The 12,708-nt window shown below is 60.7% G+C and carries 13 protein-coding genes; 10 read left to right on the top strand and 3 right to left on the bottom strand.

Going from position 1 to position 12,708, the window contains the following annotated elements; all coding sequences use genetic code 11:
• Positions 1-376: YfbK domain-containing protein (locus HX898_RS24110; RefSeq protein ID WP_180195956.1), on the top strand; the 376-nt coding region annotated here is incomplete at its 5' end.
• Between the two features lie 57 nt (positions 377-433).
• Here HX898_RS24110 and HX898_RS24105 read toward each other — a convergent pair.
• The gene (locus HX898_RS24105; RefSeq protein ID WP_138334686.1) at positions 434-1,360 is read right to left on the bottom strand and encodes an SMP-30/gluconolactonase/LRE family protein; all 927 of its coding nucleotides are present in this window, start codon (positions 1,358-1,360) and stop codon (positions 434-436) included.
• A 226-nt stretch (positions 1,361-1,586) separates the two neighbouring features.
• Here HX898_RS24105 and HX898_RS24100 point away from each other — a divergent pair, with 226 nt between their 5' ends.
• A complete protein-coding gene (locus HX898_RS24100; protein WP_180195955.1) occupies positions 1,587-2,663 on the top strand; it encodes a LacI family DNA-binding transcriptional regulator in 1,077 nt (358 codons plus the stop codon).
• Positions 2,664-2,769: 106 nt separating this feature from the next.
• Here the strand turns inward: HX898_RS24100 and HX898_RS24095 are convergent, their stop codons facing one another.
• Both HX898_RS24095 and HX898_RS24090 read right to left on the bottom strand, forming a co-directional pair.
• Complete coding sequence (locus HX898_RS24095; RefSeq protein WP_138334688.1) at positions 2,770-3,801, bottom strand: L-idonate 5-dehydrogenase; 1,032 nt, start codon at positions 3,799-3,801, stop codon at positions 2,770-2,772.
• Between the two features lie 10 nt (positions 3,802-3,811).
• Positions 3,812-4,753, bottom strand: coding sequence for a 2-hydroxyacid dehydrogenase (locus tag HX898_RS24090; protein ID WP_138390121.1), 942 nt, complete (start codon positions 4,751-4,753; stop codon positions 3,812-3,814).
• 135 nt (positions 4,754-4,888) lie between these two features.
• On the opposite strand from HX898_RS24090, the gene HX898_RS24085 reads away from it, so the two are divergent.
• The 8 genes from HX898_RS24085 (at position 4,889) to HX898_RS24050 (ending at position 12,694) form a co-directional block, all read left to right on the top strand.
• Positions 4,889-5,653: an SDR family oxidoreductase gene (locus HX898_RS24085; protein ID WP_180195954.1), complete on the top strand. Its 765-nt coding sequence runs from the start codon at positions 4,889-4,891 to the stop codon at positions 5,651-5,653.
• Positions 5,654-5,666: 13 nt separating this feature from the next.
• The gene (locus tag HX898_RS24080) at positions 5,667-6,224 is read left to right on the top strand and encodes a gluconokinase (RefSeq protein ID WP_180195953.1); all 558 of its coding nucleotides are present in this window, start codon (positions 5,667-5,669) and stop codon (positions 6,222-6,224) included.
• On the top strand, positions 6,214-7,107 hold the full coding sequence (locus HX898_RS24075) for an NAD(P)-dependent oxidoreductase (RefSeq protein WP_180195952.1): 894 nt from the start codon (positions 6,214-6,216) through the stop codon (positions 7,105-7,107). The genes HX898_RS24080 and HX898_RS24075 overlap by 11 nt, the downstream gene beginning before the upstream one ends.
• A 107-nt stretch (positions 7,108-7,214) precedes the next feature.
• The gene (locus tag HX898_RS24070) at positions 7,215-8,711 is read left to right on the top strand and encodes a sugar ABC transporter ATP-binding protein (RefSeq protein ID WP_180195951.1); all 1,497 of its coding nucleotides are present in this window, start codon (positions 7,215-7,217) and stop codon (positions 8,709-8,711) included.
• Positions 8,712-8,729: 18 nt separating this feature from the next.
• Entirely contained in the window at positions 8,730-9,770 is a 1,041-nt protein-coding gene (locus tag HX898_RS24065) for an ABC transporter permease (RefSeq protein ID WP_003555504.1), read from the top strand.
• 51 nt (positions 9,771-9,821) lie between these two features.
• Complete coding sequence (locus HX898_RS24060) at positions 9,822-10,919, top strand: substrate-binding domain-containing protein (RefSeq protein ID WP_180195950.1); 1,098 nt, start codon at positions 9,822-9,824, stop codon at positions 10,917-10,919.
• A 96-nt stretch (positions 10,920-11,015) separates the two neighbouring features.
• Positions 11,016-11,354 carry a hypothetical protein gene (locus HX898_RS24055; protein WP_168303938.1) on the top strand — a complete coding sequence of 113 codons (339 nt, stop codon included), beginning with the start codon at positions 11,016-11,018 and terminating at the stop codon, positions 11,352-11,354.
• 314 nt (positions 11,355-11,668) lie between these two features.
• On the top strand, positions 11,669-12,694 hold the full coding sequence (locus HX898_RS24050) for an ABC transporter substrate-binding protein (protein WP_180195949.1): 1,026 nt from the start codon (positions 11,669-11,671) through the stop codon (positions 12,692-12,694).
• Positions 12,695-12,708: the final 14 nt, after the last annotated feature.

The following is a 12,708-nucleotide window of genomic DNA, read 5'->3' as shown; positions in this document are numbered from 1 at the left end:
GGTGATGAATGATGACCTGCGCTATGGCGCAGCCAATAAGGCGGCCGCCGCGGCGGCCGACAGCGCCCATCACGGCGAACTTGCCTTCGTCAAGATGCGCTACAAGCGGCCGGGCGAGGACAAGAGCGTCCTCATCACCACGCCTGTCGACGATAGCAACGCAGTCGCCACCGTCGATGCCGCGCCGCAAGATGTCCGCTTCTCGGTGGCCGTTGCAGCCTTCGGCCAGAAACTCAGCCATGTCGCGGCCGTCGATTCCTATTCCTACCAGGCGATTGCCGCTCTCGCCGCGGCATCGCGAGGAACGGATGCCTTCGGCTACAGGTCGGATTTCCTCAGCCTCGTTCGGCTGGCGGACGGCCTCAGTCAACGGTGAGGCAAGAGGCACAAAATGAGAGGCCGTCCTAAAAGGGCGGCCTCGGCTCTTCAACGATTATCCGAGTCTCGATCCGTTGGCCGTGAGATAAACAGCATAGAGAGACGTGCTCGCGGTGATGAAGAGACGGTTCAGTTTCTCGCCGCCGAAAGTGACGTTGGAGACGCCCTCAGGAATATGGATCTTGCCGATCAAGGTACCATCCGGATCGTAGGCGTGCACACCGTCGCCGGCGCTCGTCCATATCCTGCCCTTGCGATCGACGCGAAAACCATCGAACAGACCTGCAGTACATTCTGCGAAAACGCCGAGATCGGTCAGCCTTCCCTCATTCGAGACCGCGAGCTTTCTGATATGACGCGGACCGCCGGGCAGGTGCGTTGCGCCGGTGTCGGCAATGTAGAGCACCGTCTCATCCGGGGAGAAAGCCAGCCCGTTCGGCTTGACGAAATCGGAGGTCACCTGATCGGTCGTGCCTTTTGCCGGATCATGCCGATAGACGTGGCATCCGCCGACTTCCGCTTCGCCATAGTCGCCCTCGTAGTCGTGAAGGATGCCGTAGCTCGGGTCGGTAAACCAGACGGTCCCATCGGATTTGACGGTGACGTCATTTGGAGAATTGAGGCGTTTGCCTGCAATTCGATCGGCCAGAACGGTGATCCTGCCGTCGAAATCCGTGCGCGTGACACGGCGCGTCAGATGCTCGCAGGTGATCAGCCGACCCTGATTGTCGACGGTGTTGCCATTCGAATTGTTGCTGGGCGAGCGGAAGACTGATGTATGCCCGCTGGTGTCGTCGTAGCGCATCATCCGGTTGTTGGGGATATCCGAGAAAACCAGATACCGCCCGGCGGCAAACCAGGCCGGTCCCTCCAGCCAGCGGCCACCCGTCCAAAGTCGCTCAACGCGAGCGTGACCGACGAAGCAGCTTTCAAAGCGAGGGTCGAGAACCTCAAACCCTGTACCGTCAATTTGCCCGAACATGGTGCTCCTCCGTATCATCAATTGTTATCGATATCATACTGTCGTGTTTTGGGGGCTCGGTACAGATACCGATCTGCCCAGCTTTGCGAAAAAAATGCCCAGGGAATCTTGATTTTTGGACGTTGGAATGGTGCATTCCTGCAATAATATCGATTGTACGATGATAGCGATAACTTTATTGTGTCTTGGACTACCCAATTCGGAAGCTTTGTGAAAGCGGAGATCAGTGAAAAACGAGGATGAGCCGAAAGACAAGCGTCTCAAGCTGGGAGAGGCTCAAAAGCTGACGATGGCGGAGGTCGCCAAATATGTCGGCGTATCTGCCATGACCGTGTCGCGTGCCTTTCGCCAGGATGCGAGCGTTTCCGAGGAGACCCGGAAGCGCATCATGGAGGCCGTCGACGCACTCGGCTATGTGCTCGACCTGTCTGCCGGCAGTCTCTCGTCGAGGCGGAGCGGCTTCATCGCTGCGCTGGTGCCCTCGATCAACAATTCGAATTTTTCCGACACCGCACGGGGCATGACCGATGCGCTGCAGAATACCGGCCTTCAGCTCCTTCTCGGCTATACCGACTATTCGGCGGAGAAGGAAGAAGAGCTGATCGAGGCGATGCTGCGCCGCCGCCCGGAAGGCATCATCCTGACCGGTGGTTCGCACACGGCGCGCGCGCGGCGCATGCTGGCAAAAGCCGGCATTCCCGTTGTCGAGACCTGGGAGCTTCCGGAAAATCCGATCAATCAGGTCGTCGGCTTTTCCAACAGCGAGGCGATGGCCCTGCTGGTGCGGACGCTTGCCAGTCAGGGATATCGGAAGTTCGGCTATATCGGGGGAACGACGGCGCGCGATACGCGCGGCAGCCAGCGGCGTAGCGGTTTCCAGAAGACGGTTGAAGAACTCGGCCTGGGACCGGGACGGATGATTTCCTTCGGCGTCCCGCCCATCACCATGGAACAGGGTGGCCAGGCAATCGTCAGCCTGCTGGAGCGCTGGCCGGACACGGAAGTGGTTCTCTGCGTTTCCGACCTTTCCGCCTTCGGCGCCATCATGGAATGCACGCGCAGGGGAATGAAGGTTCCGCGGGACATCGCTGTTGCCGGTTTCGGCGACTATGAGATCTCGTCCATCTGTCATCCGCGCATCACCACCATCAATGTCGACTGTTATGGCATCGGTCGCCAGGCGGCCGCCCGCCTGCTGGATACCCTCCATACCGGCGAGGCGACCGGCGATGAGATCACATTGACCGGCTACAAGGTTGTCTTGCGCGAAAGCACGGACCGAAACGGCGCGCCGACCGCTTGAGACTAAAGCGCCGCGCGTCTTTTCGGATGCGCGGCGCTGTAACGTTTTGAATGTCTGGATAATTTTATCCTCAAATCGATTCCGATTTAAGGAATTATACAGTCGGTCAAAAGGCGATCTGGACTTTCATGGACTTGCTGCGATCGCCCGCCAGCTCGAAGGCGGCGACGGCCTCTTCGATCCCAAAGACACCTGTCAGCAGTGGCTTCAGATCGACGCGACGCGCGTTGATCAGTTCAACGGCGAGCGCAAATTCCTCGTGAAAACGGAATGTGCCGCGCATCTCGATTTCCTTCGCAACGATCATGTTCTGCGGAATGGAAACATCGCCGCCAAGGCCGAGCTGCACGAGAACAGCGCGGGGCTTAAGCGTCTCCAAGCCGGCGCGCACCGCCCGCTCATTTCCCGACGCTTCGAACATGACATCGAAATATCCCTTTTCGGCACTGTAGGCCGCGAGGTCGGAAGCATGCGTGGCAACATTGATCGTTCGGTCGGCGCCGCTGGTGCGGGCAATCGCCAGAACGCTGTCGGTCACGTCGGTCGCGACGATCTCACGGGCGCCGAGGACGCGCGCCGCGACGATCGCCAACATCCCAATGGGGCCACAACCGGTGACCAGCACCCGTTTGCCGAGCAGCGATCCGGCGCGGTTTGCCGCATGCAGCGTCACCGCAAAGGGTTCGGCAAAGGCGGCCTCGTGAATGGAAATGCCGTCCGCGACCTTGTGGCATTGCCAACGCTCCGCCACCAGCCGCTGGCGAAAGCCACCCTGAATGTGCGGCATCGGCATGGCGCTGCCGTAAAACCGCATGTTGAGGCAGTGGTTTTGCTGCCCCTTCAGGCAATATTGGCAATGGTTGCACGGCCGGCTCGGAGAAACCGCAACACGGTCTCCCACAGTAAGGTCGGCGACGCCGGAACCGAGCGCCTTGACCGTGCCGGCGATCTCATGGCCGAGGATCATTGGTTCGCGCAGGCGAACGGTGCCGAAACCGCCATGATTGTAATAATGCAGGTCGGAACCGCAGATGCCGCCGGCTTCGATGGCAATCTCCACCTGCCCGGCACCGGCAACCTCCGGCTCGCGCTCTTCGATCCTGAGATCCTTGGCGGCATGAATGACGATGGCTTTCATATCGGGACCCTCACACGACGGGAGTTGGAAGCAAGCTACCTGCAAAATGCGCAGCGAGATTGTCTCTGACCAGTTGGCCCATGGCCTTGCGGGTCTCGACAGTGCCAGAGCCGTGATGGGGCTGCAACACGACATTTTGGAGGGTCAGGAAACGCGCATCGATCCGGGGTTCGTTCAGGAAGACATCAAGGCCCGCAGCCTGAATCGTGCGGTTTTGAAGGGCTGCGATCAGCGCCTCTTCGTCTACGGTCGTTCCGCGCGAGACATTGATCAAGATGCCGTTTGGCCCGAGTGCTTCAAGCACTTCAGCGTTGATGATCTTCATGGTCGCCTCCCCACCGGGGACGATGACGATCAGAAAATCGGCCCAACCGGCAAGCGCGATCAGGTCTGGCTCGTAGGTGTAGGCAACATCCTGGTGATCATGGCGGGCGAAATAGGAGATGTCGCAGCCGAAAGCGGCAGCCCTCTTGGCGATCGCCTTGCCGATCCGCCCCATGCCGGCGATCCCCACCTTCTTGCCCGAGACGCGTGTCACCAGCGGCATGGCGACACTGCCCCACTGGCCGGAGCGGACGAGAACATCTGCCTGCGGGACCTGCCTTGCCGTCGCAAGCAGCAGTCCGATGGCGATATCGGCGACATCTTCGGTGAGCACATCAGGCGTGTTGGTGACGCGAATGCCGTTCGCGCGGGCATAGGACAAGTCGATGGCGTCGGTGCCGACGCCATAACAGGAGACGATTTCCAGTTTCGGCAATTGCGCCATCAACTCTGCGGAGGCTCCGAGTTCGCCACGGGTCGCTATGGCGCGGATATCCTTGCCGACCCTTGATATCAGCTCCTGTCGGTCTGCCGCTTCCCACAAGCGATGGACGCGGTAGTTCGCCTCCAGATCCACCATGTCCCATTCCGGATAAGCTCCGGTCATCAAGATTTCTTCTTTAGGCATTCCGTTTCCATCCCGCATTTTGACAGTTGATTATGTTATCGATAACATATAATTCGGAAGAGGGATGTCAAGTGAGTTTCACCGTCAGCGGCAGTTGAAGCCGTCACCCGCGGCGGAACCGGAGGAGTTATTTGCATGAAGAACTTGTTCGATCTTACCGGACGGCGTGCCCTGATCACCGGCTCGAGCCAGGGGATCGGCTATGCCCTGGCCGAAGGCCTGGCGCAGTATGGCGCCGAAGTCATCATCAACGGCCGCACGCCCGAAAGCGTCAACCGCGCGGTCGAGAGCCTCAAGGATCAAGGCCTGTCTGCCCATGCGGCGATCTTCGACGTGACCAGCAAGGATGCTGCCAAAGAAGGCATAGACGCAATCGAAGCCGATATCGGGCCGCTCGACATCCTGATCAACAATGCCGGCATGCAGTTTCGCACGCCGCTGGAAGATTTCCCGGCGGACAAATGGGAGCTGCTGCTGACCACCAATATTTCGAGCGTATTTTATGTCGGCCAGGCCGCGGCCAAACCCATGATCGCCCGCGGACAGGGCAAGATCATCAACATCGCCTCCGTTCAAAGCGAACTGGCGCGCCCCGGCATTGCTCCCTACACCGCGACCAAGGGCGCGGTGCGTAATCTGACCCGCGGCATGTGCGCCGACTGGGCCAAGTACGGCCTGCAGATCAACGCGATTGCGCCGGGCTACTTCAAGACGCCGCTCAATCAGGCGCTTGTCGACAATCCCGAGTTCTCGTCCTGGCTCGAGAAGCGGACGCCGGCCGGACGCTGGGGCAATGTCGAGGAACTGGTCGGCGCCGCCGTTTTCCTGTCGGGCCAGGGCTCGTCCTTCATCAACGGGCACACGCTTTATGTCGACGGCGGCATCACGACCTGCCTCTGATAGAGACGAGACCATGGATTTCGAGAAAAGGGCGCCACCTCTGGCCGTCGTCGTCATGGGCGTCAGCGGCTGCGGAAAATCTTCGGTTGGAGAGCATCTCGCCGCTCGAAACGGCATGCTGTTTCTGGAGGGCGACCAACTCCACCCCGCTGGCAATGTCGAGAAGATGGCGCAGGGTATACCGCTGACCGACGACGACCGCCTGCCCTGGCTCGACCGGATCGGGGAGGAAATAAGGACCGCGCAAAAAGCATCGCGAGGGCTAGTGATTTCCTGTTCGGCGCTGAAGAGAAGCTATCGGGACAAGCTGAGGCAGGCGGCGGACGGGCGTCTGGCCTTTGTTTTCCTCGAAGGATCCCGCGACCTGTTGCTGTCGCGGATGCAAGCCCGCCAGGGCCATTTCATGCCCGCGACTTTGCTCGACAGCCAGTTGCAGACGCTGGAGCCGCCGACCGGTGAAGCTAATGTCGTGACGGTGGCGATCGACAATGCGTTGGATGATATCGTGGCACTGGCTTGCAAGGGACTGAGCGGCATGGCCGTCAAGGGAGGAGATTATCATGCAGGATGACTACAGAGCAGATGTCGCCGTCATCGGTGCCGGCATCATGGGAACGGCGATCGTCACCCGATTGATCGAAACCGGGCATAAGGTATCGGTCTTCGACCTGGATACCGAAAAAGTTGCGGCTTTGCAGGCCAAGGGGGCGCGCGCGGCCGGCTCCGTGGAGGAAGCGGTCTCATGGTCGGCGTTTTGCGTGCTCAGCCTCAATCACGCAAACATCGTCCGCGCTGTCGTCTTCGGCGAAAAGGGCGTTGCGGCGGCGGCGAATGCCGACAAGGTGCTGATCGATATGTCCTCGATCGACCCGGCCGACACGGCCGACATGGCGATGCGGCTGCGTCGAGAAACCGGCATGGCATGGGTGGATTGCCCGCTCTCCGGCGGCGTGCCAGGTGCGCTGAGCGGACGCCTGACGATCATGGGGGGCGGCAGTGCTGAGGATTTCGAACGGGCACGCGTGGTGATGCGGCATCTTGCCGCCAATTACACGCTGATGGGTGTATCCGGCGCGGGGCAGACCACGAAGCTGATCAATCAATTGTTTTGCGCGGTCCTGTTTCAGGCCGTCGCAGAGGCGGTCAAGCTCGCTGAAGCCGGCGGCGTCGATCCGGCCGCCATTCCGGCCGCCCTTGCCGGCGGCAGGGCGGACAGCCGCATATTGCAGGAATTCATGGCGAAATTCGCCGCCCGGGATTTCTCGCCGACAGGCAGAATCGACAACATGTTGAAGGACCTGGATTCGCTTCAAGCCTTTGCGCTCAAGACGAAGACGCCATTGCCGATGACTGGCTCGGTGGTCGAGATTCACCGCCTGCTCTGCGCTGCCGGGCTTGGGCCAAAAGACTCGGCCGAGATGATGCGCCTTCTCGATGGATTTCAGGCCGATTGACGTCAATCTCTCCGAGAAATTCGAGATCGTCATCTTTCCGCTTGACCATCCATAAATGTTATCGATAACATACGTCCATGAAACCCGCAGCTTTGGGAGGAGCCACAGTGGAAGCCAAGAGACTGCTGGAATTCCAGTCGATCACCAAGAGCTTCGGCGGCACGCAGGCGCTGCGCGACGTCTCGATCGACCTGCGCGAAGGAGAAATCCTCGCGCTGCTGGGAGAAAATGGCGCCGGCAAATCGACGCTCATCAAGACGCTTGCGGGCATCTACAAGCCCGATAGCGGCGACATCCTGTTTCGCGGCCAGAGCTACGACCATCGTCCCCCGAAGCCGAACGAGCGGCAGCCGGTTGCCTTCATCCACCAGGATCTCGGTTTGATCGAGTGGATGACGGTCGGCGAGAACATGGGCTTGTCGCAGGGCTTCTCGATGCGTCGCGGCCTGATCGATTGGAACAGGACGCAGGCGCGTGCCAAGGAAGCCTTGAAACTGGTCGGTTGCGACTTTGACCCCACGACGCGGGTCTCGGCATTGTCGCGCACCGAAAAGTCGCTTGTCGCCATCGCCCGTGCACTTGCCGTCGAAGCTGACGTGCTGGTGCTCGACGAGCCGACGGCGAGCCTTCCCGCCGATGAAGTCGATCGGCTGTTCAATGCGATCCGTCCGTTGAAGGATCGGGGAGTCGGCATGATCTACGTTTCCCACAGGCTGGACGAAATCTTCCGGATTGCCGATCGGGTCGCCGTTCTGCGCGACGGATGCATGGTGGGACAGAAGCCCGTCAGCGAGACCACCCCCGAGGAGCTGGTGACGATGATCATCGGCCGCAGCGGCGACAGCCTTTTTTCCAAGACGGCGATCACGCCCGGCAAGGCGATCGTCGAGGTCCGCGATCTCGTCTGCGCCGGCACAGGCCCGATATCCTTCGATATCCGCGAGGGCGAGCTTCTGGGACTGGCTGGATTGCGCGGCGCCGGTCAGGAACGGATCGGCCGCGCTCTGTTTGGTTGCGAGCCCTTCAACGGCTCGGTTCTGCTGCATGACGAGGCCCCCGACCTTTCCAGCCCACGAGGGGCAATGGCGTCGGGCATCGGCTTGATTGCCCGTGACCGGACGGAGGAATCCGTGGCGCTCTCGCTATCCATTCGGGAAAATACCTATCTTAATCCGGGAGCCGTCGGGCGTGGGCTTTTGTCCTTCCTGTCGCCGCGCGGCGAAGCCGACCTTGCCCATAAGATCGGCCATTCCGTCGGTCTGCGGCCGAACGACCCGGATCTGCCGGTGGAGGCCCTGTCGGGCGGCAACCAGCAGAAAGTGGTCGTCGGCCGCTGGCTGGCGACCGGCCGCAAGCTGCTGGTCGCCGAAGATCCGACCGCCGGCGTCGACATCGGGGCGCGTGCGGAGATCTACCGTCTGATCACCCAGGCGCTCGAGGCCGGTCTCGCGGTTGTCGTGGTGTCGACGGACTTCGAGGAAATCGCCCATATCTGCCACCGCGCGCTGGTCTTCTCGCGCGGGAAAATCGTCAGTGAACTGACTGGAAGCGCTCTGACGACGGAGGCGGTCATCACGGCCGCATCCGCATCGGAAGCCGCTTGAGCCATCGGGAGAACAGCCATGCAATCCATTGAATCCACGGCCCTGGAGCCGACCAAGAGCGAAATGGCCGGTCTGTCCACAGGACAGAAGATCGGACGCCTGATCCCGGTTTACGGGTTGGTGATCCTGACCGTCGGCCTGATCGTGATCTTCTCGATCCTTCTGCCGGATACGTTCCCGACCGTGTTGAATGTCCGCTCGATCGTGTCCGACAAGGCGATCATCGCGCTTCTATCGCTGGCTGCGATGATCCCGATGGCATCGGGTCGCATCGATCTGACCGTCGGCTATGGCATCGTGCTCTGGCACATTCTCGCTATCAGCCTGCAGACGGCCTACGGCCTGCCCTGGCCGGTCGCGGTCGTCATCGTGCTCGCGCTCGGCGTTCTGACCGGCTGCATCAACGGGCTGCTGGTCGAGGTTGCGAAGATCGACAGCTTCATCGCGACGCTCGGCACCGGAACGGTCCTATACGCGCTTGCGCTCTGGCACACCGGCGGCCGGCAGGTGGTCGGCGTCCTGCCTGATGGTTTCTATGCGCTGAACGGCACGATGCTGTTCGGCCTACCGATCACCGGCTTCTACGTGCTGCTGATCGCCATCTGCATGTGGATCGTGCTCGAATACCTGCCGATCGGCCGCTATCTCTACGCCATTGGCGCCAATCCGAAGGCGGCGGCCCTCAATGGCATTCCGGTCCGCAAATTCGTGATCGGCGCATTCGTCACCTCGGGGCTGCTCGCGGCTCTGACCGGGGTCCTGCTCGCCTCGAAGCTGCGGATCGGCCAGGCGAGCGTCGGCCTCGAATATCTCCTGCCGGCGCTTGTCGGCGCATTTCTGGGATCGACGACGATCAAGCCGGGACGGGTGAACGTCTGGGGCACCTTGATCGGCGTCATCATCCTGGCGGTCGGAATATCAGGAATTCAGCAATTCGGCGGGTCGTTCTTCGTCGAACCGCTGTTCAACGGCGTCACCCTGCTGATTGCCATCGGCATAGCAGGCTACGCCCAGCGCAAGCGCGGAGCTGTGAGGAGGATCACACCCGCATCCAAATGAGGATGCCGGCTCATCCCGGCATTTCACAACAAACAAAATGGAGGAGTGAACATGAAGCGCAGAACATTATTGCAGGCAACGGTCGCAACCGTCGCCGTTATGCTCAGCATGCCGGCATGGGCCGATTCGATGGCCGACGCCAAAGCCGTGGTCGAAAAATATGCTTCCAAGGTGAGCGCCTGGGATGGCCCGACGAGCGGCCCCAAGGGCGCTGCCGGAAAGAACATCGTCATTCTTGCCGGCGATATGAAAAACGGTGGCATCCTCGGCGTGGTCAATGGCGTTCAGGAAGCGGCAGGCGCGCTCGGCTGGACGGTGAAGGCGCTTGACGGCGCCGGCTCGATCGGCGGGCGGACCGCGGCTTTCGGCCAGGCCATGGCGCTGAAGCCGGATGGCATCATCATCAACGGCTTTGACGCGGTCGAACAGAAGCCGGCGATGGAAGCGGCCAAGGCTGCCGGCATTCCGATGGTTTCCTGGCACGCCGCCTCGGCGGTCGGTCCGGTTCCCGAAGTCGGTGTCTTCGCAAACGTGACCACCGATGCGATGGAAGTGTCGAAGTCGGCGGCGGATTGGGCCTTTGCCGATGCCGGCGGCAAGCCGGGCGTCATCATCTTTACCGACTCCACCTATGCGATCGCGATTGCCAAGGCCGATCGCATGAAGAAGGAGATCGAGGATCTCGGCGGTACGGTGCTCGAATATGTCGACACACCGATCGCCGAAACCTCTCAGCGCATGCCGCAGCTCACCACATCGCTTCTGCAAAAGTATGGCGCGAAGTGGACGCATTCGCTGGCGATCAACGACCTCTATTACGACTTCATGGGACCTTCGCTCGCCTCGGCCGGCATTGCAGGCGATGGAAAACCGGTGAACGTGGCAGCCGGTGACGGTTCGGAGAGCGCCTATCAGCGTATCCGCGCCAAGCAATTCCAGGCCGTCACGGTCGCCGAGCCGCTCAACCTCCAGGGCTGGCAGCTCGTCGACGAACTGAACCGAGCCTTCGCGGGCGCTCCGTGGTCGGGCTATGTGTCGCCGCTGCATGTGGTGACCAGTGCGAATGTCGAATTCGACGGCGGACCGAAGAACAGCTTCGATCCCGATAACGGCTATCGCGATCAATATAAGAAAATCTGGGGCAAATAACCCTCCCAGCCGAGGGCGTATCGATCGATACGCCCTCACTTCCTGACATCACTGCAACATCGATCCAGCGCCGGCGAGTTTTGGAAAAGAGAACCTATGATCATTCGTTATGCTTTGTTTGAAGGCGAAATCCATCCCGGCAGAGAAGCGGAATTCCGCGAATTCGTGCGGCAGCGGCTCGTCCCTCTCTGGACGAAATTTCCGGGCGCCGAGGAAATCCGGGTGCTGGACGGGATGGAGCGCGACGCAGGCGCCCCGATTTATGCCATGGCGCTCGCCATTCGTTATCCGGATATGGACGCGGTGAACGCAGCACTTCTCTCCGATGTGCGGTCGCAGAGCCGCGAGGTGACCGGCGAACTCCTGCAGCTCTTTACCGGCAAGGTGCATCATCACGTATTCGCGGCCAACGAATACGCGCCGCATATCGCCTGACGGCAGTCGATCCCGACGTCCGCGACGGCTTGGATGACTGCTCCGGTCCGCTGCCCGGCTAAAACAAAAGTAAGGGTTTGAACAACGACCCGGAAAGCGCCCGCGGACGAGCCTCCCGGGCGCTTTTTCACGTCTGGTGCGCCGAGCATCCTCGGACGCGACGGATGCGATCGTTTCTGTCGCCCGACTTTTGAGGACAATTTTCCCTCAGCGCCACTTTCATTAAACTAAATAGTCTATCGATTTAGTAGATTATGTTCCATCTTACCGTGCATCGCTCCTGCAAACAACAATCCGAAACGGGAAGATCGACGATGACATTGGCAAGGACATTCAAAATTGCGTTGTTCAGTCTGCTTGGTCTCAGTGCCATTCACGGTCCGGCGGCAGCCGAGACAGAGGCTCCGCTGCTTTCCAAAGTGCCGCCAGGCACGGTGCTGACGATCGGCGATCCGGTCACCCAGAAAGCGCTCGAAGTGTCCGGTCTCGGCAAGGAGCTCAGTTTCGAGGTCAAATGGGCCAATATCAGCGGCGGCCCGCAGACTTCGGAAGCTTTCCGCGCCCATGCGCTCGATGTCGGGTCTGTGGCCGAGATCCCCTCGATCTTCGCCAACTGGAACAACCTGCCCGTCCGCAACATCGCCTATCGCGAACGCCGTGACCCGATCGCCAATCCCATCTACCGCTTCGGCATCGCGCCAGGCGCGGCCATCAAGACGCTCGCGGACTTCCGCGGCAAGCGCATCGCCTTCAGCCCGGGTCAGGCACAGGGCACGCTTGTTCTACGCGCCCTGCACGCGGCAGGTCTGAAGAGCGGTGACGTCACCCTGGTGGAACTGCCGAGCACCAGTGACGTCTACCCGAAGGCATTGGCGAGCAAGCAGGTCGACATCGCGCCGCTCGGCGGCGTCTACATCAGGCGCTATATCACCCAATACGGGCCTGATGGCGCGACCCTCGTGGAACATGGCCTGCGCGACGATCCGAGCCATCTTTATGCGCCGCAATGGGTTCTGGACGATCCCGCCAAGGCGGCAGCTCTCGCCGAATATGTCGGCCTGTGGGCACGCGCCACCGAATGGGTGAACCGGAACCCGGATCTCTGGATCAAGGAATATTACGTCGGTCAGCAGGGGTTGAGCCAGGAGGACGGGGAATATCTCGTCAAGTTGACCGGCGAACAGGTCGTTCCTAGCGATTGGAGCGAAGTGAAGAAGCGCCACCAGGAAACCATCGACCTGCTGGCAGACGAGCTCGGCTACAAGAGCTTCAATGTGGAGCAGATTTTCGACAATCGCTTCGAAAAGCTCGGCGCCGCAGCCTTGGCCAAGAGCCAGTAACGCTCGACACCCCT

Source organism: Rhizobium sp. WYCCWR 11128, assembly GCF_013416305.1.
In the GTDB taxonomy this organism is placed as follows: domain Bacteria; phylum Pseudomonadota; class Alphaproteobacteria; order Rhizobiales; family Rhizobiaceae; genus Rhizobium; species Rhizobium indicum.
Note: the sequence above shows the minus strand (reverse complement) of the source record. Positions and strands in the feature narration are given on the sequence as shown.

Excerpts from the sequence above, each read along its gene's own strand:
- HX898_RS24065 (WP_003555504.1), top strand. The coding sequence starts at position 8,730 with ATGCAATCCATTGAATCCACGGCCCTGGAGCCGACCAAGAGCGAAATG.
- HX898_RS24105 (WP_138334686.1), bottom strand. The coding sequence starts at position 1,360 with ATGTTCGGGCAAATTGACGGTACAGGGTTTGAGGTTCTCGACCCTCGC.
- HX898_RS24085 (WP_180195954.1), top strand. The coding sequence starts at position 4,889 with ATGAAGAACTTGTTCGATCTTACCGGACGGCGTGCCCTGATCACCGGC.
- HX898_RS24090 (WP_138390121.1), bottom strand. The coding sequence starts at position 4,753 with ATGCCTAAAGAAGAAATCTTGATGACCGGAGCTTATCCGGAATGGGAC.
- HX898_RS24060 (WP_180195950.1), top strand. The coding sequence starts at position 9,822 with ATGAAGCGCAGAACATTATTGCAGGCAACGGTCGCAACCGTCGCCGTT.
- HX898_RS24080 (WP_180195953.1), top strand. The coding sequence starts at position 5,667 with ATGGATTTCGAGAAAAGGGCGCCACCTCTGGCCGTCGTCGTCATGGGC.
- HX898_RS24095 (WP_138334688.1), bottom strand. The coding sequence starts at position 3,801 with ATGAAAGCCATCGTCATTCATGCCGCCAAGGATCTCAGGATCGAAGAG.
- HX898_RS24050 (WP_180195949.1), top strand. The coding sequence starts at position 11,669 with ATGACATTGGCAAGGACATTCAAAATTGCGTTGTTCAGTCTGCTTGGT.
- HX898_RS24075 (WP_180195952.1), top strand. The coding sequence starts at position 6,214 with ATGCAGGATGACTACAGAGCAGATGTCGCCGTCATCGGTGCCGGCATC.
- HX898_RS24055 (WP_168303938.1), top strand. The coding sequence starts at position 11,016 with ATGATCATTCGTTATGCTTTGTTTGAAGGCGAAATCCATCCCGGCAGA.